The sequence below is a fragment of the Streptomyces sp. NPDC015171 genome, from assembly GCF_043079545.1.
In the GTDB taxonomy this organism is placed as follows: Bacteria; Actinomycetota; Actinomycetes; order Streptomycetales; family Streptomycetaceae; genus Streptomyces.
On the sequence record NZ_JBIBUO010000005.1, the window covers coordinates 550,193 to 573,352 of the forward strand.

At 73.3% G+C, this 23,160-nt stretch carries 17 protein-coding genes; 8 read left to right on the top strand and 9 right to left on the bottom strand.

Features of this window, described 5'->3' with window-relative positions:
* Positions 1-73 precede the first annotated feature (73 nt).
* Entirely contained in the window at positions 74-1,102 is a 1,029-nt protein-coding gene (locus ACF073_RS17785; protein ID WP_392070909.1) for a glycosyltransferase family 2 protein, read from the top strand.
* Positions 1,103-1,158: 56 nt separating this feature from the next.
* Here the strand turns inward: ACF073_RS17785 and ACF073_RS17790 are convergent, their stop codons facing one another.
* The 4 genes from ACF073_RS17790 to ACF073_RS17805 form a co-directional block, all read right to left on the bottom strand.
* Positions 1,159-2,799, bottom strand: a complete 1,641-nt coding sequence (locus ACF073_RS17790) for an LCP family protein (RefSeq protein WP_392070911.1) — start codon at positions 2,797-2,799, stop codon at positions 1,159-1,161.
* A gap of 83 nt (positions 2,800-2,882) precedes the next feature.
* Complete coding sequence (locus ACF073_RS17795; RefSeq protein WP_392070913.1) at positions 2,883-4,664, bottom strand: LCP family protein; 1,782 nt, start codon at positions 4,662-4,664, stop codon at positions 2,883-2,885.
* 229 nt (positions 4,665-4,893) lie between these two features.
* The gene (locus ACF073_RS17800; RefSeq protein WP_392070915.1) at positions 4,894-6,075 is read right to left on the bottom strand and encodes an LCP family protein; all 1,182 of its coding nucleotides are present in this window, start codon (positions 6,073-6,075) and stop codon (positions 4,894-4,896) included.
* A 195-nt stretch (positions 6,076-6,270) separates the two neighbouring features.
* Positions 6,271-7,026 (bottom strand): TIGR03089 family protein, encoded by a 756-nt coding sequence (locus ACF073_RS17805; RefSeq protein WP_392070917.1) that lies wholly within the window; start codon positions 7,024-7,026, stop codon positions 6,271-6,273.
* A gap of 127 nt (positions 7,027-7,153) precedes the next feature.
* Here ACF073_RS17805 and ACF073_RS17810 point away from each other — a divergent pair, with 127 nt between their 5' ends.
* Together ACF073_RS17810 and ACF073_RS17815 are read left to right on the top strand one after the other, a co-directional pair.
* Positions 7,154-8,578 carry a peptidoglycan recognition protein gene (locus tag ACF073_RS17810; protein ID WP_392070919.1) on the top strand — a complete coding sequence of 475 codons (1,425 nt, stop codon included), beginning with the start codon at positions 7,154-7,156 and terminating at the stop codon, positions 8,576-8,578.
* Between the two features lie 226 nt (positions 8,579-8,804).
* Positions 8,805-9,887, top strand: a complete 1,083-nt coding sequence (locus ACF073_RS17815; RefSeq protein WP_392070921.1) for a sugar phosphate nucleotidyltransferase — start codon at positions 8,805-8,807, stop codon at positions 9,885-9,887.
* Between the two features lie 136 nt (positions 9,888-10,023).
* Here the strand turns inward: ACF073_RS17815 and ACF073_RS17820 are convergent, their stop codons facing one another.
* From ACF073_RS17820 to ACF073_RS17835, 4 genes are all read right to left on the bottom strand, one after another.
* Entirely contained in the window at positions 10,024-11,052 is a 1,029-nt protein-coding gene (locus ACF073_RS17820; protein ID WP_392070923.1) for a DNA-3-methyladenine glycosylase family protein, read from the bottom strand.
* A gap of 93 nt (positions 11,053-11,145) precedes the next feature.
* A complete protein-coding gene (locus ACF073_RS17825) occupies positions 11,146-12,498 on the bottom strand; it encodes a coenzyme F420-0:L-glutamate ligase (protein ID WP_392070925.1) in 1,353 nt (450 codons plus the stop codon).
* Positions 12,495-13,454: a 2-phospho-L-lactate transferase gene (gene cofD / locus ACF073_RS17830; protein WP_392070927.1), complete on the bottom strand. Its 960-nt coding sequence runs from the start codon at positions 13,452-13,454 to the stop codon at positions 12,495-12,497. The genes ACF073_RS17825 and cofD overlap by 4 nt, the downstream gene beginning before the upstream one ends.
* Positions 13,455-13,487: 33 nt before the next feature.
* A complete protein-coding gene (locus ACF073_RS17835; protein WP_392070929.1) occupies positions 13,488-13,982 on the bottom strand; it encodes a cysteine dioxygenase in 495 nt (164 codons plus the stop codon).
* A 690-nt stretch (positions 13,983-14,672) separates the two neighbouring features.
* Between ACF073_RS17835 and ACF073_RS17840 the strand changes: the two genes are divergently transcribed.
* The 3 genes from ACF073_RS17840 to ACF073_RS17850 all read left to right on the top strand — a co-directional run bounded on the left by ACF073_RS17840 (position 14,673) and on the right by ACF073_RS17850 (position 20,360).
* The gene (locus ACF073_RS17840) at positions 14,673-14,936 is read left to right on the top strand and encodes a WhiB family transcriptional regulator (protein ID WP_010986447.1); all 264 of its coding nucleotides are present in this window, start codon (positions 14,673-14,675) and stop codon (positions 14,934-14,936) included.
* Positions 14,937-15,156: 220 nt separating this feature from the next.
* A complete protein-coding gene (locus ACF073_RS17845; RefSeq protein WP_392070930.1) occupies positions 15,157-18,819 on the top strand; it encodes a glycosyltransferase in 3,663 nt (1,220 codons plus the stop codon).
* Complete coding sequence (locus ACF073_RS17850) at positions 18,816-20,360, top strand: DUF5719 family protein (protein WP_392070931.1); 1,545 nt, start codon at positions 18,816-18,818, stop codon at positions 20,358-20,360. Before ACF073_RS17845 ends, ACF073_RS17850 begins: the two co-directional genes overlap by 4 nt.
* A gap of 48 nt (positions 20,361-20,408) precedes the next feature.
* Here ACF073_RS17850 and ACF073_RS17855 read toward each other — a convergent pair whose 3' ends face one another.
* Positions 20,409-20,795: a metallopeptidase family protein gene (locus ACF073_RS17855; protein ID WP_392070933.1), complete on the bottom strand. Its 387-nt coding sequence runs from the start codon at positions 20,793-20,795 to the stop codon at positions 20,409-20,411.
* A gap of 397 nt (positions 20,796-21,192) precedes the next feature.
* Here ACF073_RS17855 and ACF073_RS17860 point away from each other — a divergent pair, with 397 nt between their 5' ends.
* Together ACF073_RS17860 and ACF073_RS17865 are read left to right on the top strand one after the other, a co-directional pair.
* Positions 21,193-21,570: a DUF3499 domain-containing protein gene (locus tag ACF073_RS17860; protein ID WP_392070935.1), complete on the top strand. Its 378-nt coding sequence runs from the start codon at positions 21,193-21,195 to the stop codon at positions 21,568-21,570.
* Positions 21,571-21,750: 180 nt separating this feature from the next.
* A complete protein-coding gene (locus ACF073_RS17865) occupies positions 21,751-23,115 on the top strand; it encodes a phosphomannomutase/phosphoglucomutase (RefSeq protein WP_392070937.1) in 1,365 nt (454 codons plus the stop codon).
* Positions 23,116-23,160: the final 45 nt, after the last annotated feature.

Below are 23,160 nucleotides of genomic sequence, written 5' to 3' on the forward strand. Positions count from 1 at the left end.
ACGATCTCCAGCCCGCGCCGCAGGCACGGCGGCGCGCACCCGTGTCCCCCGTTCGCGGTAACGTGAGGCCCCTATGAACGCCAAGCCCGACGTGCGGCTCCCCGCTGTGTCCGTGATCATGCCCGTCCTCAACGAGGAACGGCATCTGCGCGGGGCCGTCCAAGCGATCCTCGCGCAGGAGTACGCCGGCGAGATGGAGGTCGTGATCGCCCTCGGTCCGTCCACGGACCGCACGGACGAGATCGCCGCCGAGCTGGTCCGTGACGACCCGCGCGTACACACCGTCCCGAACCCGACCGGCCGCACCCCGGCCGCGCTGAACGCGGCGATCAAGGCGTCCCGGCACCCGATCGTGGTCCGCGTCGACGGCCACGGCATGCTCTCGCCGAACTACATCGCCACCGCCGTACGGCTCCTGGAGGAGACCGGCGCGCAGAACGTGGGCGGCATCATGCACGCCGAGGGCGAGAACGCCTGGGAGCACGCCGTCGCCGCCGCGATGACCTCCAAGATCGGTGTCGGCAACGCGGCCTTCCACACCGGCGGCCAGGCCGGCCCCGCCGAGACCGTCTACCTCGGTGTCTTCCGCCGCGCCGCCCTGGAGCAACAGGGCGGGTACAACGAGGAGTTCATCCGCGCCCAGGACTGGGAGCTGAACTTCCGCATCCGCGAGGCGGGCGGGCTCATCTGGTTCTCGCCCGAGCTGAAGGTGTCGTACCGGCCGCGCCCGTCGGTGCGCGCGCTGGCCAAGCAGTACAAGGACTACGGCCGCTGGCGGCACGTCGTCGCCCGCTACCACTCCGGCTCCATCAACCTGCGCTACCTCGCCCCGCCCACGGCGGTGTGCGCGATCGCCGCGGGCCTGGTCGTCGGCGCCGCGCTGACCCCGTGGGGCCTCGTGGTCCCCGGCGGCTATCTGGCCGCGATCGCCGCGGGCTCCGTCCCGGCCGGCAGGGGGCTGCCCCTGAAGGCCCGGCTGCAGATCCCGGTCGCCCTCGCCACCATGCACATGTCCTGGGGCTGGGGCTTCCTGACCAGCCCGAAGGCGCTGGCGAAGAAGGTCATCGCCTCCCGGCGGCCGGCGGTCGTCGACGCCGCCTGACGGACGCCCGAAGGGCCCCTCCGCACCGCGGAGGGGCCCTTCGCCCATGTCACCGGCTACCAGCGGTAGACGCTGTACACATCCATGCACTTCGAGGTGTCCGAGCCGTTGACGGCATCGGAGTTCTCGGGCAGGTCGCCCGCCTTCGGCTCGGACTTCTTCGGGTACGACGCCCCCGTGCGCCAGTCCGCGCCGACGACGACCGTGACCCCCGACACGTCGGTCGACTTCTGCACCGAACTCATCGGGATCCCCAGCGCCTTGGCCACGGCCTGGGCGTCACCCTCCAGGTCCGCGCTCGGATACCGCACGACCGTCTTGTCCTCGGCCAGGCTCCCGGAGGTGTCGGCCTGCGCCCGCGCGTAGCCCTTGCGCACCAGCTCCTGGCCGATCGCCGAGGCCCGCTGCGGCACCGCCGCCTCGGTGGAGCCGCGGGTGGCGTTCTGCACCAGCACGCCGAGCCCGCCCGCGTCGACCGAGGGCTTCTTGGCCGGCTTGTCCTTGTGCGCGTCCGCCTTCGACCCCGACGCCCCGCCGTTCTTGTCGAACGGCACGTCGTCCTGGAGCATCTGCCACATCTTGTCGGCGTTGGACTGGTCCGGCACCACGTGGTTCCCGTCCTGCGGGTCCCGTCTGTTGGGCATGGTCACCGAGGTGATGCGGTCCGAGGGCACCGACTTCAACTGCATGCCGAGGTCGTACAGCTTCTTGACCGTGCCGATCTCCTCCGACACCTTCAGCGACTTGGTGGCCGCCTCGGCCAGGTCCATCAGCCGCCCGGTGTCGGTGAACACGTTCTGCTTCTTCAGCGTGCGGATCATCGAGTTCAGGTACATGTGCTGGGCGCGGGCCCGCATCAGGTCGTCGCCCCAGGCATGCCGGGTGCGCAGCCATTGCAACGCCTGCTTGCCCTTCACCTTGCGGGTGCCGGCCTTCAGCTTCAGCCCGGACCCGCCGGGCACCTGCGGGGTCGGGTGGTCCCATACGTTCTGTTTGACGCAGACGTCGACGCCACCGATCGCGTCCGCCATCCGCACCACGCCCGCGAAGTCGATCGTCATCCAGTGGTCGATGTAGACCCCGGTGAGGTTCTCCCAGGTGAGCAGCGTGCAGCCGGCGCCGCCGCGGGCCAGGGTGACGTTGATGATGTCGTTCGTCGGCGGATAGACCTTGCCGGACTGGGGGTCCTTGCACTCGGGGATGTCCACCCGGGTGTCCCGCGGGATGCTGACCATCGAGGCGCTCTTGCGGTCCGCCGAGAGGTGGATGAGCATCTGCACGTCCGCCAGCGGCGGATCGCCCGCGTGGTCCCTGCTGCCGCCGAGCTTCACGTTCTCCGCGGAGTTCCGGCTGTCGGAGCCGATCAGCAGGATGTTCAGCGGGGTCTGGCCGGCCGCGTTCGGCGCGGTCCTGCGGGCCTTGGAGTCGTCGCCGTTGGCGCGCGCACCCTTCTGGATGTTGCCGTTGAGATGGCGGTAGTACAGATAACCGGCGCCCGCGGTGCCGAGTATCACCACCGCCAGCACCGTCGCCGACCAGCGCAGCGCGCGCCGTCCCCGCCGCCGTCCGTCGGTCTTCCGGCCCCCTGCCCGCCGTCCGCCACCGTGCCGCCCCGATCGCGCCGGCGCGTCCGAGGCCGGGGACGACACCGTGTCCCCGACCGCCGGAGCCTGCCCGCGCACCTCGCTCTGCGCCAAACCCGCTGCCCTCCCCACCCTTGCGCCACGCCAACGGGCCCGTCCCGCGTCCGGTTAGACGCACGACGGGCCCCAAGGGTTACCTACGCGGCGCACTTCACCTTGTCGGCCGTGGACTTGTCGACCGCCGGCGCCTTCGTCGGCGGTGTGAGGGAGACCCCGGCTCCCTTGAAGTCCTTGCCCAGGGTCAGCGTCATCGTCGGCAGCCCCTGGGAGTTGGTCACGCTCTTGCCCGGCTTCAGCGCGGCCCCGGACAGGCCCATGATCGCGGCCAGCCGACGCGCCTGCGCCGCCTGGTCCGGCGCGTACTCCAGGGTGGTCCTGGCCAGCTCGGCGGGGGCGTTGCCGCCGTTCTCCGACTTGGTCACGCCCTCGTCGTTCTGGAGCCAGTTGAGTTCGGCCTGGGCGCTGCCCCCCTCGGCACCGCCGTTGAGGATCCGCACCCGCACGTCGGCGGCGTCCGCCTTGGAGCCCTTGAGCCGGGCGGCCTGGGCGTCCTTCTGCGCCTTCTGCTTCTTCTTCACGTCGCTGAACGAGACGTCGTTCTGGATGGCTTCGAAGACCGGGGGGGCCTTCGTCCGGTCCAGGACCACGGTCGCCTTGACCTTCTCCGCCGGGTTGTCCACCACCGGGATCGTGGTGAAGGTCAGGTTCTTCGGGTTGAGCTTGCCCAGCTCCAGACCGAGGTCCTTCAGCTTGCCGATGCTGTCCAGCTTGTCGTCGACGGTCAGCGCCTTGGTGGCGGTCTCGGCGAGGTTCAGCATCTTCGTCGGGCTGGTGAGCGTGGCGTTGCCCTTCAGCTTGCGCATCAGCGCGCTCAGGAACTGCTGCTGGAGCCCGATCCGGCTCAGGTCGCCGCCGAAGCCGACGGAGTGCCGGGTACGCACGAACGCCAGCGCCTGCTCACCGTGGATCGTGTGCGTGCCCTTGGACAGCTTCAGATGCGAGTCCGCGTCGTCGATGTCCTTGGCCAGGCAGACGTCCACACCGTCGACCGCGTCGGTCAGCGTCTTGACCGCGTTGAAGTCGGCGACCATGAAGTCGTCCGGTGTGATCCCGGTCAGCTGCGTCACCGTGCGCATGGTGCAGCTCGGTGTGCGGTCGTCCTGGCCCAGGCTCGTGTTGAACCGGACGCCGTCCGTGCCCGCGATGACCTTCTGGGAGCCGTCCTCCTGCGTCGTCGGGCAGTCCGGGATGTCCACGATCAGGTCACGCGGGATGCTCAGCGCGGTGGCGTTGGAGCGGTCCTGCGAGACGTGCAGCAGGATGGTGGTGTCCGCGTGCCCGACGCTGCCCGAGTCGCCGTAGCCCTCGTTGCCCTTGCCGGTGCGCTTGTCGGTGCCGATCAGCAGGATGTTGATCGCCTTGTCCTTGCTGAAGCCGCCGGTACTGGCGCCGTCGTCGGACACGGACGTGATGTTGTCGTTCAGGTGCTTGATGTAGAGGTAGCCGGTGGCGGTCGCCGCGACCAGCACGAAGGCCAGGGACCCACCGGTCCACAGCAGTATCTTCTTCGCCTTCGACTTCTTCTTCACCGGGCGCCGCGCCGCACGGCGTCCCTGGGGCGCCTCCGGCTCGCCTCCCCGGCGCCGGGCCGAGCGCGGCGGCGGCACCTCGTCGCCGCGCGTCCTGCTCTCCTGCCGGGTCTCCGTCCGGGGCTCCTGCCGGGTCTCCCCGGCCGGCCTTCGCGTACGTCCGCCCGTTCCGCCGGGGCCGTCCCCCGAGGACGGTCTGCGCGGTCCGGGTACCGGCGACTGCGCTGCGGAAGGGCTCAGTCGCAGTTCGTATTCGCCGGTGTTCGGATTGAGTACCCACTGGTCTGCGGGGTCGATGTTGTCCGCCCGCCCACGGCCTTGCGCGTCCACGGTTGTCCGAATCCTCCGTCGGGGCCACGCGGCGCCTTCCCCCTCAAAGGCGCTCGGGTCTCGGTGAATCAGTGCACGACCCAGGACGGACCTCGCGGCCAGGTGCACCGGATCGCTCACACTATCCGCCCAGTTCAGCGTCGAGCGACGTCGGTGACAAATTCCACCTGCCTACAACGGGCAATCCCCCTCATTTTCTGAACGAAAGTTCGCCTTCTTGGTACGCGCCTTACCTGCACGTGGGGTCGGCGGCGGTGTTTCCGCGGAAGGTGGGGGCGGGCGAGGGGCCGTCCGCGCCGCCCGTGGCTGTGTCCCCGCCGGGAACATCCTGTGAATTCTCCGGGCCCACCACCACCGGCTGGTCGTCCCGCAGCCGCCCGAACAGTTTCTCGGCCTCCGGCTCCACCAGTTGATCGCGGTTGGCGTCGTAGATGTACGACTTTCTCGGCACCGTCAGGAACTGCACCCGGTCGGTGGGGATCTCGCGCAGTCCGCGCACCAATGCGTACAAGCCGCGCAGGCCGGCAAGTTCCGGGTCGGCGGTCAGCGAGGAGGTCGCCGCGTCCAGCACCGGATAGAGCTTCACCGGATTCAGCAGGACGTCGTTGCTCCGCACCTTGTTGACGAGCGCGCCGAGGAAAAGCTGCTGCCGTTCCATGCGGTCGGTGTCGCTGCCGTTGCCGAGCGACTTGCGGGCGCGTACGTAGCCGAGCGCCTGTTCCCCGTCGAGGGTGATCCGTCCCGCGGGCAGCTTCAGTTTCGCCGCCTTGTCGTCGATGGGTTCCTTCAGGCACACCTCGACGCCGTCGACGGCGTCCACCATGTCCTTGAACCCGCTGAAGTCCACGACCATGTGATGGTCGATCCGGATGCCCGTCAGCTTCTCGACGGTCCGGATGGTGCACGCCGAACCGCCCACCTGGAAGGCGTGGTTGAACATCGCGAACACCGGGTCGCTGCGCCTGCCGTCCTCCTGCAGGCAGCCGGGGATGTCCACCATCAGGTCCCGGGGCAGCGAGACGGCGGTGGCGCTCTTCCGGTCGGCGGCCAGGTGCAGCAGGATCGTCGTGTCCGACCGCTGGCCCACGACGCCCTTGCCGTACTTGCTGTTGCCGTCGCCGGCCCGTGTGTCGGACCCGATCAGCAGGATGTTCTGCGCGTCCTTCACCAGCGCGGTGGGCCGTTCCTTCTCGTACCGGGCGAGTTCGGCGGCGGCGGCCTCGTCGGGGGTGATGTTGCCGTCGAGCTTGGCGTAGACGGCCCAGCCGATGCCGGAGGCGGCCAGGACGAGCGCGGCGGCCGAGACCGCCGTGACCCGGACCCAGCGCCGCCGCTGCCGGCGTATGAGCCCGTCCCCGGTGGCCGTGGAGCCGGCACCGGGACCGTGGGAGTTGCCTGCGGTGTCGCTCACGTCAGGTCCACCCCTCCATGGCGTACGAGCGTCACGTCCTGCTCTTACGACGATGGCGGGGAGGGGCGCCGGGGGCGCTCTTTGCTACTCCATCCGGGGGACGCGCGCCCCGGGGTGCGGTGCCCGGGGAACGCGCCCCCGGGGCCGGGGTGATCCAGGAAGCTCGCCGCGGTGAGGGCTCGGCGCGGGGCGGGCTCAGCGCCGTACCGCGGTCACCCGCTCGCTCTCGATCCGCTTGGCGAGGCCCTCCTCGTCCAGCCGCTCCAGATGCCGGCACAGCACCACCGAACCCCCGACGGCCAGCGGCGAGAACAGGCCCGCGCCGAGCCCCTCCCAGGTGTCGTACGGCAGGGCGGACAGCATGCGGGATGCGGGCCCGGTCAGTTCGAGCGACGGCGCCTGGGCCGCGGCGCGTTCGACCACCTCCGCCCCGCTGAACTCCCGTCCGGCGACGATCAGCGCGGGCTCCTCGGCGTCCACCGGGGCGAACGGCGCGAACCGGTCCCCCTGTCCCGGCACTTCCACGGCGTAGTCGAGGAACCCGGCCGGGGGCTGCGGGAAGCGCCCGCCCAACGGCCGCAGCGCCAGCGCCACTCGCTCACCGGAGCAGGCGAGCGCGGCGTCCAGCGTGTCGGGCCCGCTGACGACGATGTCGGCCGCCGCCGGATCCCCGCCGACGTCGGCGATAGCGCCCACCGAGGAGCAGGCCAGCAGCCACACCGCCGTCTGCCAGTGCGCGGGCAGCAGCAGCGCGACCCGGTCGCCGGGCTCGGCGGACAGGTCGCCCTGGAGGAGGTTGGCGGTCTTGGCCACCCAATTGGCGAAGGTGGCCACGGACAGTTCGACGCGTTCGCCCGTGGCGTCGTCGTAGAAGGTCACCAGCGGACGGCCGGGGTCCGCGGCGAGCGCGGAAGTCAGCAGGTCGGCAGGGGTGCGATCGGTGGCGTTCACCCGGCACAGGGTACGCGCGGGCGGGCGGGCGCGACGGGCGGTGGGGCCACCGGTTCGGCGGAACGGTTTCCGACGGTCCGTCAGCTGACGGATGGACAGATCCGGTCGGATATGTCCACGATCTTGCATGCGCGGATTCCTCCCTTCCTCCTTCGGCGTCCCCTCGCTCGCCGTCTGTTCGATCGGGGCCACCTGCGGCGTGGTCCTCGCACTCGTGCCCGCTCTGCCCGCGACCGCCGCCGGCCGGCCGGCCGGTACCGCGGTCCCGGGCAGCACCCGCTCGCTGCCGCTGGTCCCGCTCGCCCGCGAGCGCGCCCTCGGCGGCGTACCGGAACAGGGGCTGTACCGCGTCGGCATCGGCCGCTTCGCGCTGCTGGGCGTCGTCTGGGACGACCCGCGCACCGAGCTGCGCGGCCGGGTGCGGGTGCGCACCCGGTCCGCGGCGACGGGGGAGTGGTCCGGCTGGCAGGACGTCGAGCCGGACAACACGGACCACGGCGCCGACCCGGGCACGGCGGAACGTTCCGCCCGGCAGGTGCGCGGGGCGACGGCACCGCTGTGGGTGGACTCCTCGGACGGCGTGGACGTACGCGTGCGGGCGGAGGGGGCGGATTCGCAGGGGAGGCAGTCGGTCGGGGCGCGGGCCGCGCTGCCGTCGGGGCTGCGCCTGGAACTGGTCGCCCCGGGGGGCGACGGGGACGGGGAAGCGGGCGGGGAGACGGGCAAGGAGGCGGAGACGGGCGAGGCCGGAGCGGCCGGCGAGGCGCTGCCCGCGGGCGGGCCGGCCGACGGGCCCCGGACCGACCTGGACACGGAGGCCGCGATCGCCGCCTCGGGAGCCAACTCCGAGATCGCCGCGTTCGGCACCCTCGCCATCCCGGAACTGGACCGGAAGGCCACCGAGGAGGAGATGGTCCGGCTCCGGGGCGAGTCGCCGGGGAAGCCGCACATCGGGCCGCGCCCGCGGATCGTCACGCGCCGCGGCTGGGGCGCGGACGAGTCCCTGCGCGAGCACGGGTTCGCCTACACGGAGAAGGTCAAGGCGGCCTTCGTGCACCACACGGCCTCGGGCAACACCTACACCTGCGCCCAGACCCCGTCCGTCATCCGCGGTATCTACCGCTACCACGTCAAGAGCATGGGCTGGCGGGACATCGGCTACAACTTCCTCGTCGACAAGTGCGGAACCCTCTACGAGGGCCGGGCCGGGGGCGCGGCCAGGGCGGTGCTCGGCGCGCACACCCTCGGGTTCAACACCGACAGCATGGGCATCGCCGTGATCGGCACCTACGGCACGGCCAAGCCGCCCGGCAAGGCGGTGACGGCCATCGCCAGGCTCACCGCGTGGAAGCTCGGGCTCTACGGGGTCGATCCGCGCGCGAAGACATATCTCACGTCGGGCGGTGGCAACCTCTACGCCAAGGGGAAGAACGTACGACTGAACGTGATCTCCGGCCATCGGGACGGATACGCCACCGAGTGTCCCGGCAAGCGTCTGTACGGCAGACTCGGCACGGCCCGCTCCGGCGCGGCGCGCTATCAGGGGCGCTGAGGCCGGACCGCGTCCACCGCCGTCCGCAGGGAGAGGGGCGGGACGGCTCGGGACGGGCGGGGCCGGCCGGCGGCCGGCCCGTGGCGGTCGGGGGAAACCGCACGCCGATCTCGCGGGACTCCGCGCGGCCGTCGGAGGCGTCGTCGCACGGTCTGCATACACTGACCGGCCGAAACGAGTGTGGACGAGTAGTGCGGCCGGTCCCGGCAGGAAGCAGAGACGACACGTGACAGAAGCGATCCTCCTGGTCGGCGGCAAGGGCACCCGGCTGCGACCGCTCACGGTGCACACGCCCAAGCCGATGGTCCCGGCCGCCGGGGTGCCGTTCCTCACCCACCAGCTGGCCCGGGCGCGCGCGGCGGGCGTCGACCACATCGTCCTCGCCACCAGCTATCTGGCCGAGGTCTTCGAGCCGCACTTCGGCGACGGCTCCGCGCTGGGCCTGCACCTGGAGTACGTGACGGAGGAGGAGCCCCTCGGCACCGGCGGCGCCATCCGCAACGTCGCCGCCCGGCTGCACTCCGGTCCCGAGGACCCGGTGCTGATCTTCAACGGCGACATCCTGACGGGCCTGGACATCCGGGCGCTCATCGGCACCCACGAGTCGACGGGCGCCGATGTCTCGCTCCATCTGACGAAGGTGACGGACCCGCGCGCCTACGGCCTCGTCCCCACCGACGAGACCGGCCGGGTCCTGGCCTTCCTGGAGAAGCCGCAGACCCCTGAGGAGATCGTCACCGACCAGATCAACGCGGGGGCGTACGTCTTCCGCCGCTCGGTCATCGACTCGATCCCGGCGGGCCGCCCGGTCTCGGTCGAGCGCGAGACGTTCCCCGGCCTGCTCGCGGCCGGCGCCCATCTGCAGGGCATGGTCGACTCCACCTACTGGCTGGACCTCGGCACCCCGGCCGCCTTCGTGCGCGGCTCGGCCGACCTGGTCCTCGGCCGGGCGCCCTCGCCCGCCGTCCCCGGCCGGTGCGGCGACCGCCTCGTCCTGCCCACGGCCAGGGTGGCGCCGGACGCCAAGCTGACCGGCGGCACGGTGGTCGGCGAGGGCGCGTCCGTCGCGGAGGGGGCCCGGGTCTGCGGCTCGACGATCCTGCCCGGAGCCGTCATCGAACCCGGTGCCGTCATCACCGACTCCCTCATCGGCACCCGGGCCCGCGTCGGCGAACGCTCCGTCCTCACCGGCACGGTCATCGGCGACGGCGCGGTCGTGGGCGCCGACAACGAGCTGCGCGACGGGGTACGGGTGTGGTGCGACGCCCGCATCCCGGCGGGGGCGCTCCGCTTCTCGTCCGACCAGTAGGTCCAGCGGCCCGCGGAGCCGCGCGCCCCTGGGGCTCGCGGGCTCGCGGATCCACCTGCCGTGGGCCGGCGCGGGCGGTGCGGCGGCACGGTCGCGGGCGCGGCGGCACCCCGCGGGCCCCGGCGCACCGCATGCCTCACAGCAGGCCGATGTCCGTCCGCCGCATCTTCGGTGCCCGCCGGGCCGGCACCTGTCCGCTCAGCAGGATCAGCCGGACCGCCCGGTGCCGCTGCCCGGCATACGGTTCGAGCAGCCGCAGCATCGCCGCGTCATCGGCGTCCCGGTCACCCGCCAGCGCGTACCCGACGATCCCCGGCAGATGCAGGTCCCCGACGGTCACCTCGTCCGCCGCCCCGTGGCTGCGCTGCACCACTTCCGCCGACGTCCACGGCCCCACCCCCGGCACGACCTCCAGCCGCGCCCGGGCCTCGGCCGCCGGCATCCCGGCGGCCTGCTCCAGCCGCGCGGCGACCCGCACGGCCCGCAGGATCGTGGCCGCCCGCTTGTCGTCGACCCCGGCCCGATGCCATTCCCAGGACGGGATCAGCGCCCAGGTCCGGGGCGTGGGCATGACCCGCATCGGCCGCTCGAACGCCCCGGCGGGCCCCGGCGCGGGCTCCCCGAACCCCCGCACGAGCCGCCGCCACGCCCGGTACGCCTCGTCGGCCGTGACCTTCTGCTCCAGCACGGACGGGATCAGCGACTCCAGCACAAGACCCGTCCGGGTCAGCCGGAGCCCCGGCCGCCGGTGCCGCGCCAGCGCCACCAGCCGGTGCCGCGGCACGAACGCCCCGGGGTCGTCGGCCGCACCGAGCAGCTCGGGCAGCCGGTCCAGCAGCCATGCGGCGCCCGGGCCCCATGCCTCACCGAGCACCTCACCGTCGTACGCGCGCACCCGCAGCGTGCCCGGCCCGGCGGGCGTACGGCAGGACCGCCACACGGAGCCGTCCGGCGTGGCCCGGAACGTCGGGTCCCCGGGGCCGCGCCGCAGCGGCCCGAGGATCAGCCCGAGGTCCAGCGGGCCGTCCGGCACCCACCGCCGTACCCGCGCGGGCGCCGCCTGCCGCGGTATGCCGGCCGGGGCCCCCGCGGCCGGCGAGGGCACGGCGGCATGCCCACCGCGTACGGTCGTACGCGTGGGCCGCTGGGGGAAGCGTCCTGCCACGAATGAGTCCTCACGGTGCCGGTGCCGTCCTACGAGACTAGGCGCTCGCGGGGCCGGACGTCCGAAGGAAGCGGACAGGACCCCGCGGGAACCTCAGCGCACCGCCACGAACGCCGACGCGTCCCGCTCCGGCCGCGCTCTCGGCTCCTCGGCGGGCCGCCCGACCGCCACCGCGCCCATCGGGTCCCAGTCCGCCGGCAGGTCCAGCACCTCGCGCACCACGTCCCGGCAGAACATCGTGGACGACACCCAGGCCGAGCCGAGCCGCTCACCGGCCAGCGCGACCAGCAGGTTCTGCACGCCCGCGCCCGTCGCGACCACGAACATCTCCCGCTCGGCGGCGTCCCGCCGGGTGTCCCCGTAGGTGTGCGAGCCGTCCATGACGAGGCACGGCACGATCAGATACGGCGCGTTGCGCAGCACGTCGCCGCGCCGGACCCGTCTGGCGATGGACTCCTCGCTCCTGCCGTCCCGGCGCAGGTCGGCGATCCAGGCGTCCCGCATCGCGTCGAGCAGCCGTACCCGGGACTCCGCCGACTCCAGCAGCACGAACCGCCACGGCGTGGTGTGGTGCGGGGCGGGCGCGGTGAGGGCCGCCGCCACCGCGCGGCGGACGGCGCCGGGGTCCACGGGGTCGTCGGCGAAGGCCCGTACGGTCCGGCGCCGGGTCATCGCCTCCCGGACCGCCTCGGAGGTGCCGAGCCGGAACATGTCGTCCTGCGGGTCGCGCACCAGCGCCCGCGCCCCCGTGTCGCTCTCTCCGGCTTCCCCCTCCTCGGCGCCCTCGCCGGCCTCCGGGACCACGAGGTGGGGGAGGCCGCGGAGCACGGCCACCGGGCGACCCGCCGCCTTGCCCTTGACCAGGTCGCCGGCGGCGGCCAACTCGTCCGCCGTGGCGACGACCGTCGCGCTGAGCGGGTTGCCGTACGCGTCCGTGCCCCCGCGCAGATCGTCCAGGACGCGCACCCCGGCGGCGCCGATGGCCACGTCCGTGAGCCCCGAGCGCCAGGGTCGCCCGAACGTGTCCGTGATGACGACACCCACCGTGACGCCGAGGGCGTCGCGCAGGCCGGCCCTGATCCCGCGCGCGGACGCGTCCGGGTCCTCGGGCAGCAAAAGCACCGTTCCGGCGGGGGTGTTGGAGGCGTCCACCCCGGCGGCGGCCATGACCAGGCCCTGCCGGTTCTCCACGATCCGCAGCGTGCCGCGCCGGGCCACCACCCGGACCGTCTCGGCGTCGATCGCGGCCTCCCGGTCGGCCGCCCGCACGATCCGGCCCTCGGCCTTGGAGACGATCTTGGAGGTGACGATCAGCACGTCCCCGTCGGCCAGATCCGGTCCGGCCGCGGCGATCAGCTTGGCGAGGTCGTCACCCGGCTGCACCTCGGGGATGCCGTTCAGGGCCCGGACCGTGTACTCCGGGTACTCCGGGCGCTCCTCGCTCATGCTTCCCGCACCTCCTCGGCCAGCGCCAGCGCCTCCCGCGCCATCCGCGCGGTCGCGTCCAGGTCGGTCATCATCAGCGGGACGGCCCGGCAGCGGATGCCGTCCGCCTCGACCGTCCCGACGGCGGCCGCGTCCACCGTGTCGACCAGCCAGCCGTCCAGCAGCCCGGAGCCGTAGTGCGCGGCGACCGCCGCCGCCGTGGACTCCACGCCGACCGCGGCGAGCACCTTGTCGGCCATCCCGCGCACGGGCGCGTCCCCGACGATCGGGGAGAGGCCGATCACCGGCACGCCCGCGTCGGCGACGGCCTCGCGGATGCCGGGCACGGCGAGGATCGTGCCGATGGACACGACCGGGTTGGACGGCGGGAAGAGGATCACGTCCGCCGCCGCGATGGCCTCCAGCACCCCCGGGGCCGGCTTGGCCTGCTCGGCGCCGACCGGGACGATCGCCTCGGCCGGGACGGAGGCGCGCAGCTTCACCCAGTACTCCTGGAAGTGGATCGCCCTGCGCTCACCGTCGGTCTCGACGGCCACGTGCGTCTCGACGCGGTCGTCGGACATCGGGATCAGCTTCACCCCCGGCTTCCAGCGGTCGCACAGCGCCTCGGTGACCGCGCTCAGCGGATAGCCGGCGCCGAGCATCTGCGTCCGCACGATGTGCGTGGCGAAGTCCCGGTCGCCGAGCCCGAACCACTCCGGCCCGACCCCGTAGGCCGCCAGTTCCTCCTTGACGTGGAAGGACTCGTCGGTCCGCCCCCAGCCCTGCTCCTCGTTGATGCCGCCGCCCAGCGTGTACATCACCGTGTCCAGGTCCGGGCAGACCTTCAGCCCGAAGAGGTGGATGTCGTCGCCGGTGTTGCCGATGACCGTGATGTCCGCGTCCGGCACGGCCCGCTTCAGACCACGCAGGAAACGGGCACCGCCGATGCCGCCTGCCAGAACCACAATGCGCATGCGCCAAGTCTCGCAGGCGGGTCCGACAACGCGTCAGGCAGTCACCGGACGCGCCTCGCAGTGCGGGGAGGTGTGCATGGGCATCTCGGTCAGGCCGGGGTGGTAGACGTGCAGGCTGACCGCCGGCTCCAGCGCGTCGTTGACCACCTCGTGGACGTACCCGGGCGCGAAGACCCGCTGGGCGCCGGGCGCCAGCGCGCGCGTGCCGCGCACGGTGTGCTCGGTGAGGGTGCCCTCCAGGACGGTGAGCACACCGGAGGAGCGCCCGTGGTCGTGCCGCCCGCTGCCCTGACCGGGCACCCAGGACAGCAGCCACACCTCGTACCCGGGGCCGGAGCGCAGCCGGTGGTACCAGCGGGCGGTGGCGTCGTAGCGGACGAGGTGCGCCCACTGGGCGCGGTCGGCGGCGATCGACCGGGCGAGCCCCGCGAACTCGGCCACGGTGGCCGGGTGTTCGCGCGGCGGCTGGAGCAGGTGCGGGACTTCGAGGATGTCGCCGGCGATCTGGAGGTCGTTGTCGCTGTTCATCGGGGTGCGGTGGTCCTCGGCGGAAGAGTGGGGGGCTGGAGCTGGGAGGCGGAGCTGGGATGACGCGTACGGTCCGCCCGGGTCACGGGCGGGCGGGGTGCCCCGGACGAGGGGTCAGGGAGCGGGAAACGCGACCGAGCCGGGATGGACTCGAGAACAGCCGGAGCGGGTTCGGCTCAACAGCTGTGACAGCGACAACAGCAACAGCGCGCGCGGGCGGCACCGAGGGACCCGGCGGAGCGGGTCGAGGTGGGTGCCAAGTTCGCGAGCATGCCCACTAGGACATCGGCTCACACCCGCACTGTCAACCTGGCGCCCGGTATGTGGGACATGTTTCACCTCATCCGGTTCTTCTTGCAGGTGAAAGGTTTGTGCACGAGGAGCGCGGGACACATGGGGCACATCCGAGCGCGTGGGCCTCGCGGAACGCGATCGAACGCGGAGGCGTCTTTCTCCGTACAGAGATCTGTACGGGGGTTCGACCGCCCCCGTCGGTCCGGCTGCGTGCAAGGTTTATGGCGATTTGAACACTTTCCGCACGGCCTTGGTTCCGCAGAGTGAATAACGGGCCCAATAGCAGATCTCGGCTTGACTCGCCCGGAGCAGCACACTTGTAATTTCACTCGTGTCGTTCAGCCGAAATCGGTAACGGCTACGCACGGGGACGTGAAAGACAGACGAGGGGCGCACATGACCGAGCTGGTGCAGCAACTGCTGGTCGACGACGCGGACGAGGAACTCGGCTGGCAGGAGCGCGCGCTGTGCGCCCAGACCGACCCCGAGTCCTTCTTCCCCGAGAAGGGCGGCTCCACCAGAGAGGCCAAGAAGGTCTGCCTCGCCTGCGAGGTCCGCTCCGAGTGCCTCGAGTACGCCCTCGCCAACGACGAGCGCTTCGGCATCTGGGGCGGCCTGTCCGAGCGCGAACGCCGCCGCCTCAAGAAGGCCGCCATCTGAGAGTGGCGGCACACGCGCGTGACGCGCGGGTGGACACGGGTACGCGTCCGCACGAAGACCTCGCGAACGGCCCGGCGCCGGTGGGTTGTCCACAGGCGGCGGGCCGTCGTCATGGTCAGCCGATAGTGTGGTCGCTCGTCCGAGACGCCCCGCCGTCCCCTCGATGCCCGAGGGGCCGCAGGCGTCCACCGCAGTCCATCGAACCGGGGCCCGTACCTCGATGTCCGTGCACAGCCATGCGGCAGCCCAACACGAGGCTGCCACCGCCGTGTTTGACCCGTCCCGCCCGCCCGAGTTCCCGCGCCATGTGGTGACCGCGGTCCTCGTCTCCCACGACGGCGCCCGCTGGCTGCCCGACGCGCTCGCCGGGCTGCTCGGCCAGGAGCGCCCCGTCCAGCACGCGGTGGCCGCCGACACCGGCAGCGGGGACGACTCCGCCCGGCTGCTCAGCGACGCCCTCGGCGACGCGGGTGTGCTGCACCTGGCCCGCCGCACCGGTTTCGGCCAGGCCGTGGAGGAGGCGAGCCGCACCGCCCCCCTCCTCACCCCGGAGGACCTGCCGTACCTCAAGCGCCCCAGCGGCTGGGACCCGGTCACCCGCTCATGGCGCGACGACGCCTACGACCTGCCGGAACTCCCGCACGGCGAGCCGGTCCACTGGCTGTGGCTGCTGCACGACGACTGCGCCCCCGAACCCGACGCCCTCGCCCAGCTGCTGCGGGTCGTCGACAACGAACTCGAACTCGGCCGCGACGACGTAGCCGTCGTGGGCCCCAAGCTGCGCGGCTGGTACGACCGCCGGCAGCTGCTGGAGGTCGGCGTCTCCATCGCCGACTCCGGCCGCCGCTGGACCGGCCTCGACCGCCGCGAACAGGACCAGGGCCAGCACGACCACGTCCGCGCCGTGCTGTCCGTCTCCACCGCCGGCATGCTCGTCCGCCGCGACGTCTTCGAACGGCTCGGCGGCTTCGACCGCCGGCTGCCCCTCATGCGCGACGACGTCGACCTGTGCTGGCGTGTTCATGCCGCCGGCCACCGCGTCCTGATCGCCCCCGACGCGGTCGTCCGGCACGCCGAGGCCGCCTCCCGCGAGCGCCGCGCGGTCGACTGCGCCGGCCGCACCACCGCCTCCCCGCACAAGGTCGACAAGGCGGGCGCCGTCTACACCCTGCTCGCCAACACCCGTACGGCAGCGCTGCCCTGGGTGCTGCTGCGGATCGTCGTCGGAACCGTCCTGCGCACCGTCGCCTACCTCGTGGGCAAGGTCCCCGGCCAGGCCCTCGACGAGATCCGCGGCCTGCTGAGCACGCTGCTGCGGCCCGAGCGGATCATCGCCGCCCGGCGCCGGCGCGGCACCGCGCAGATCGACAAGGGCGAGCTGCGCCAGCTGTTCCCGCCGCCCGGCGCCACGGTCCGCGCCACCGTGGAGCAGCTCGCGGGCAACCTCACCAGCGGCTCCGACACCGACACCACGTCGGCGGGCCGGCACGGCGGCGCCGTGGAGTCCGGTCCCGGCGGCGACGACGCCGACTTCCTGGAGGTCGAGCAGTTCGCCCGGCTCAAGCGGATCGCCCGCAGGCCCGGCCCGGTGCTCTTCCTCGCGCTGCTGCTCATCTCCCTCGTCGCCTGCCGCGCCCTGCTCGGCGGCGGCGCGCTCGCCGGCGGCGCCCTGCTGCCCGCCCCGGCGGACGCCGGCGACCTGTGGTCCCGCTACCTGGACGCCTGGCATCCGGTGGGCGCGGGCGACTCCCCGTCCGCGCCGCCCTACCTGGCCCTCGTCGCGGCGCTGGCCTCGCTCCTGTTCGGCTCCGCGGGACTCGCCGTCACCGTCCTGCTGGTCTGCTCGGTACCGCTCGCCGGATGCACCGCCTACTTCGCCTCCCGGCCCCTGGTCACCTCCCGGCTGCTGCGCGCCTGGACCGCCGTCGCCTACGCCTTCCTGCCCGCCACCACCGGCGCCCTGGCCGGCGGCCGCGTCGGCACCGCCGTCCTCGCCGTGCTGCTGCCGCTCATCGCGCGCGCGGGCATCGCGGCGAGCGGCCTGGCGAACCGCACCGGCACCCGCGGCAGCTGGCGGGCCACCTGGGCGTACGCGCTGCTGCTGACCGTCACCACGGCCTTCACCCCGATCGTCTGGCCCATCGCGCTGCTGCTCGGCCTCGGCGTGCTCGTGCTGCGCCGCGGCGACCTCGTCGCCCACGGCCTGCGCTTCCTCGCCCAGCTCGGCACCCCGCTGCTGGTCCTCGCCCCCTGGTCGCTGACCCTGCTCCCGACTGGCTTCTTCCAGGAAGCCGGCCTGGAGTACGGCGCCTCGGCCGCCTCCGCGCTCGACCTGCTCGGCGCCGCCCCCGGCGGTCCCGGCACCGTGCACGGCCTGATGCTCATCGGCGTCGTGCTCGCCGCGCTCGCCGCCCTGCTGCGCTCCCAGCGGCAGCTCGGCATCCGCACCGCCTGGGCCGTCGCCCTGACCGGCTTCGTCTTCGCCGTCCTGTCCAACAAGTCCGCCTGGGCCGGACCGGCCACCCTCGTCTACGGCATCGCCCTGCTGGCCGCCGCCGCCCTCGGCGCCGACGGCGCCCGCTCGCGCGTGGCCGAGCAGAGCTTCGGCTGGCGCCAGCCCGTCGCCGCCCTGATCGCCTTCGCCGCGGCCGCCGGCCCGCTGCTCGTCGCCGCGGGCTGGATGCTCCGCGGCGCCGACGGCCCGCTGGAGCGCCGCGACCCGGCCCAGGTGCCCGCGTTCGTCGCCGAGGACTCCGCCGGCGGCGACCAGGCCCGCACCCTGGTCCTGGACAGCGACAGCACCGCGCGCGTGCGCTACTCCCTGGTCCGCGGCGCCGGCGCCCGCATGGGCGACGCCGAACTCGGCGCCGCCGACGGGAACGCCCGCCTGGACAAGATCGTCGCCAACCTCGTCGCCGGCTCCGGCGCCGACCAGGCCGACGAACTCGGCGGCTTCGCCGTGCGCTACGTCCTCATCCACAAGGGCGCCCCCCGCGACATCGCCCGCGTCCTCGACGCCACCCCCGGCCTGAGCCGGCTCAGCCAGCAGCACGGCAGCGCCCTGTGGCGCGTCGACCAGGAGGTCGCCCGCGCGGCCGTCCTCCCGGCCGGCGGCTCGGGCAAGGCCCAGCCGGTCAGCGCGGGACCGGTGGAGATCCACACCACGCTCCCCTCCGGCCCGGACGGCCGCGTGCTGCGCCTCGCCGACAGCGCCGCCGACGGCTGGACGGCCACCCTCGACGGCAAGCCGCTCACCCGCACCACGGTCGACGGCTGGGCCCAGGGCTTCCGGCTGCCCTCCGCCGGAGGAAGGCTCGACGTCACCTACGACGCCCCGGGCCACACCGCCTGGCTGTGGGCGCAGGGCGCGCTCGCCGTCGTCCTGGTCGTCCTCGCCCTGCCGGGCCGCCGCCGCGACGTCGACGACGACCTGCCCGAGGAGCAGCCGCTGCCGGCCCAGGCCGCCGCGGGCGAGGGCCGCCGCGCCCGCCGCCTGCGCGCCCAGGCCGAGGAGGCGAGCGCCGAGGACCGGACCGGCACCCCGCCGCTCCCGGACCAGCCCCCGGCCGCCGTACCCCACCAGCAGTCGTACGACGCCTGGGACCCGGCCACCTACCCGGACGCCGGGTACCCCGGCCACGGCACCGACCCGTACCAGACCACGACGGGCTACGACCAGCAGACGTACCCGTCCGACCCCTACCAGGCGGCCCCGTACGACCCGTACGCCTACGACGGCACCGCCGACCAGCTGCCCTACGACCCGGCGGCCTACCGGCAGCAGGGCTACGACCCGGCGTACGACCCCGCCCAGCAGGGCTACGACCAGGGCCAGCACCCCCACGGCACCGGCAGCCAGCGTCCCGACGGGAGCCAGCAGTGAACCGCACCACCCTGTCCCTGATCGCCGGCACGACCGCGCTGGCCGCCGTCACCGCCTTCGCCGCGTTCGACTCGCCCTCCGCCGCCGGCGCCGCCGCCCCCAAGGCCGCCGCGCAGCTGCCGGTGGAGCGCACCAGCCTGCTGTGCCCGGCGCCGAGCACGTCGGAGATCGCCGACACCGCGTACACATCGTTCACGCCCGTCACCAAGGGCGCGGCGAGCAGCGGGAAGGCCCAACTCCAGGCGGCCGCCGCGCAGTCGGCGCAGGACCAGGCCGGCGGCGGCAAGAGCAAGGACGGCAAGGCAGGCAAGGACGGCAAGAGCGGCAAGGGCGCCGGGAAGCAGGGCGAGGAGCCGGTGCTCACGCCGAAGGCGCCGGGCACGCCGGCCACCGGCGACACCTCCGGTGGCGAGGCGCCCGCGCTCATCGGCACCGCGGACGGCAGGTTCGCGCCCGGCTGGACCGTGCAGGAGACCACCGAGGTCGCCGCGGGCACCGGCCGCGGCCTCCTGGGCGTCAACTGCACCGGCGCCGACACCGAGTTCTGGTTCCCGGGCGCCAGCACGGCCACCGGCCGCACCGACTACGTCCACCTGACCAACCCGGACGACTCCGCCGCCGTGGTCGACATCGAGCTGTACGGCAAGGACGGCCCGATCAAGTCGTCGCTCGGCGAGAACCTCACCGTCGCGCCGCACGCGAGCGAGCCGATCCTGCTCCCCACGCTCACCGACGAGCGGCAGGCCGATGTGACCGTGCACGTCGGTGTGCGCAGCGGCCGGGTCGGCGCGGCCGTGCAGGCGCTGGACGACAAGGCGGGCGGGGACTGGCTGGCCGCCGCCGCGGACCCGGCCGGCAGCCTGGTCCTGCCCGGCATCCCGAAGGACGCGACCGACGTCCGCCTGATCGCCTACACCCCCGGCGACGACGACGCCGACCTGAAGATCCGCCTGGCCTCCCCCGACGGCCTGATCACCCCGGCCGGCAACGAGTCCGTGCACGTCAAGTCAGGCATGACGACGGCGGTCGAACTCGGCGACGTCACCCGCGGCGAGGCGGGCTCCCTGGTGCTCACGCCCACCGACCAGGCGGTCCCGGTCGTCGCGGCCCTCCAAGTCGTCCGCGGCAAGGGCGACAAGCGGGAGACGGCGTTCATCCCGGCGACCGCCGCCGTCGGCACGCGCGCGACGTCGGCCGACAACAGCGCGAAGGGCACCACGCTCGCCCTGACGGCCCCCAGCGGCACGGCGACGGTCAAGGTCACGGCGTCCGCCGGCAGCGAGGGCGGCAGCCCGGCGACCAAGACGTACACGATCAAGTCCGGTACCACCCAGGACATCGACGCCCCGGTCCCGGCGGGACTGAAGGGCACGTACGCCCTCACGGTGGAGCCCGTCTCCGGCGCCCCGGTCTACGCCTCGCGCACCCTCGCGGCCACGGAGGACGGCATCCCCGGCTTCACCATCCAGACCCTCCCGAACGACCACGGCCTGGTGGCGGTACCGGAGACGGACGAGGACCTGTCGATCCTGCAGAAGTAGACCGGTCCCGCAGTGGCGCCTCCCCGGCTCTCCGGGCGGGGGAGGCGCTCAATCCTCCCCGTACCGCGGGTCCACCGTCTCCGGGGTCAGCCCGAGCAACTCGGCCACCTGCTCCACGACCACCTCGTGCACCAGCGCCGCCCGCTCGTCCCGTCCCTTGGTCCGGATCTCCACCGGCCGCCGGTACACGACCACGCGAGCCCGCCGCCCGTCACGCGCGGGGATGATCCCGCCGAGCGGCACGGTCTCGTCGTCCCACGCGGCCTGATCGCCCCGGCCGTCCAGCCGGGGCACCTCCAGCACCAGGAAGTCGATCTCGGCGAGCTGCGGCCACCGCCGCTCAAGGCGCTCCACGGAGTCCTGCACCAGGTCCGCGAACACCTCGGCGCGGCTGGCCGCGAGCGGCACCTGCGGCGGCGCGATCGGCCCCCGCATGCCCCGCCCATGGCGGTCGCGGCGACGGGGCCCGGGGCCGGCGGCACGGGGCGGTACACGGTTGTCCATCACTGGTGAAGCGTAGTCCTCGCACCCTGCGCCCGTCCGGCTCCACACGGCAAGCGCCCCCGGGCCCCCTGTCACGGGATGACCATTCCGGCCAAGGTCTGACTCGTTTCCGTAACTCTCCAAGACCGCCAAACTCAAGGCAATTGACGTTGTTTGTACCGACTCATGACCGGATGCCTCCCGGCCCCGCGCCCGCCGAAAGCGCGTTCACGCAGGTCAGCAGGGCCTGTTCGGCAATGTGTGTGGGGCGTTTCACAGCACGACACGGTGGAGTGACCTGGAGGGGAGTCGTCGCGGCCCGGTCAAGAGTGCGGTACCGTCCAACGTCGTGAGCCCTGTACGTCGCTGTTCGCGCACCGCCTGCGGCCGACCCGCCGTCGCGACGCTGACGTACGTCTACGCCGACTCGACCGCGGTCCTCGGCCCGCTCGCCACCTACGCCGAACCCCACTGCTACGACCTGTGCGCCGAGCACTCCGAGCGCCTCACCGCCCCGCGCGGCTGGGAGGTCGTACGGCTCCTCGACGGCTCCGCGCCCGCGCGGCCCAGCGGAGACGATCTGGAAGCGCTTGCCAACGCCGTGCGCGAGGCGGCCCGCCCGCAGCAGCGCGCCGCCGAGGCGGCGGGCGGCGGAGCCCGCGCCGTCGACCCCATGGAGGTCGCGCGCCGCGGCCACCTGAGGGTCCTGCGTTCCCCCGACAACTGAGCACCGCCCGGCCGGACAGCTGAGCGCCACCCCCGCGCCGCCCTTGTCCGGCGTGACGTTTCGCCCCGGCCGGGCGTTACGGGTGGGGGCCCACCGGCCGTCCACCCGGCGGCCGGACACCGCGCCGTACTCCCGACGGGTAGTTTGTGGGCACCCATAGGACTTCCAGGAGGGTTGGCCGTGACTGCTGATCTGTCGCAGCTCGTGAAGGCGTACGACGTGCGCGGAGTGGTCCCGGACCAGTGGGACGAGGAGCTGGCCGGACTCTTCGGCGCCGCCTTCGCGCAGGTGACGGGGGCGTCGGCCATCGTCGTCGGCCACGACATGCGGCCCTCGTCGCCGGGCCTGTCCCGCGCCTTCGCGCGGGGCGCGGCGGACCGCGGGGTGGACGTCACCGAGATCGGCCTGTGCTCCACGGACCAGCTGTACTACGCCTCGGGCGCGCTGGACCTCCCGGGCGCGATGTTCACGGCCTCCCACAACCCGGCCCAGTACAACGGCATCAAGCTGTGCCGCGCGGGCGCCGCCCCCGTCGGCCAGGACACCGGCCTCGCGGAGATCCGCGCGCTGGCCGAGCGCTGGCTCGCGGAGGGCGCCCCGCGGCCCGCGGACCGGCCGGGAACCCTCGCCTCGCGCGAGACGTTGGACGATTACGCGGCGTACCTGCGCTCCCTGGTCGACCTCACCTCCATCCGCCCCCTGAAGGTCGTGGTCGACGCCGGCAACGGCATGGGCGGCCACACGGTCCCCTCGGTCCTCGCCGGCCTGCCCCTGACCCTCGTCCCGATGTACTTCGAGCTGGACGGCACCTTCCCGAACCACGAGGCCAACCCGCTCGACCCGGCCAACCTCGTGGACCTGCAGAAGCGGGTCCCGGCGGAGGGCGCCGACCTCGGCATCGCCTTCGACGGCGACGCCGACCGCTGCTTCGTCGTGGACGAGCACGGCGACCCGGTCTCCCCGTCCGCGATCACCGCGCTGGTCGCCGCCCGCGAACTGGCCCGCAACGGCGGCACGGGCACGGTCATCCACAACCTGATCACCTCCCGCACCGTCCCGGAGGTCGTCCGGGAGCACGGCGGCACCCCGGCCCGCACCCGGGTCGGCCACTCCTTCATCAAGGCCGAGATGGCCCGCACCGGCGCCATCTTCGGCGGCGAGCACTCGGCGCACTACTACTTCAAGGACTTCTGGAACGCGGACACGGGCATGCTGGCCGCCCTGCACGTCCTCGCGGCCCTCGGCGGCCAGCAGGGCCCGCTGTCCGCCCTGACCGCCCAGTACGACCGCTACGCGGGCTCCGGTGAGATCAACTCCACCGTCGCCGACCAGTCCGCCCGCATCGCCGCGATCCGCGCCGCGTACGAGGGCCGCGCCGGCGTCACCCTGGACGACCTCGACGGCCTGACGGTCGCCGCCGCCGACTGGTGGTTCAACGTCCGCCCCTCGAACACGGAGCCCCTCCTGCGCCTGAACGCGGAGGCCAAGGACGAGACGACGATGACCCGGATCCGCGACGAGGCCCTGGCGATCATCAGGGGCTGAGCCGCCGGGCCATCGGCGGTACGCTGACCAGGCATATCCACAGAC

What these genes read in the sequence shown, in the direction of transcription:
- ACF073_RS17855 (WP_392070933.1), bottom strand. Translation starts at nt 20,795, where the DNA reads ATGCGGGGGCCGATCGCGCCGCCGCAGGTGCCGCTCGCGGCCAGCCGC.
- ACF073_RS17785 (WP_392070909.1), top strand. Translation starts at nt 74, where the DNA reads ATGAACGCCAAGCCCGACGTGCGGCTCCCCGCTGTGTCCGTGATCATG.
- ACF073_RS17835 (WP_392070929.1), bottom strand. Translation starts at nt 13,982, where the DNA reads ATGAACAGCGACAACGACCTCCAGATCGCCGGCGACATCCTCGAAGTC.
- cofD (WP_392070927.1), bottom strand. Translation starts at nt 13,454, where the DNA reads ATGCGCATTGTGGTTCTGGCAGGCGGCATCGGCGGTGCCCGTTTCCTG.
- ACF073_RS17810 (WP_392070919.1), top strand. Translation starts at nt 7,154, where the DNA reads ATGCGCGGATTCCTCCCTTCCTCCTTCGGCGTCCCCTCGCTCGCCGTC.
- ACF073_RS17845 (WP_392070930.1), top strand. Translation starts at nt 15,157, where the DNA reads ATGTCCGTGCACAGCCATGCGGCAGCCCAACACGAGGCTGCCACCGCC.
- ACF073_RS17825 (WP_392070925.1), bottom strand. Translation starts at nt 12,498, where the DNA reads ATGAGCGAGGAGCGCCCGGAGTACCCGGAGTACACGGTCCGGGCCCTG.
- ACF073_RS17840 (WP_010986447.1), top strand. Translation starts at nt 14,673, where the DNA reads ATGACCGAGCTGGTGCAGCAACTGCTGGTCGACGACGCGGACGAGGAA.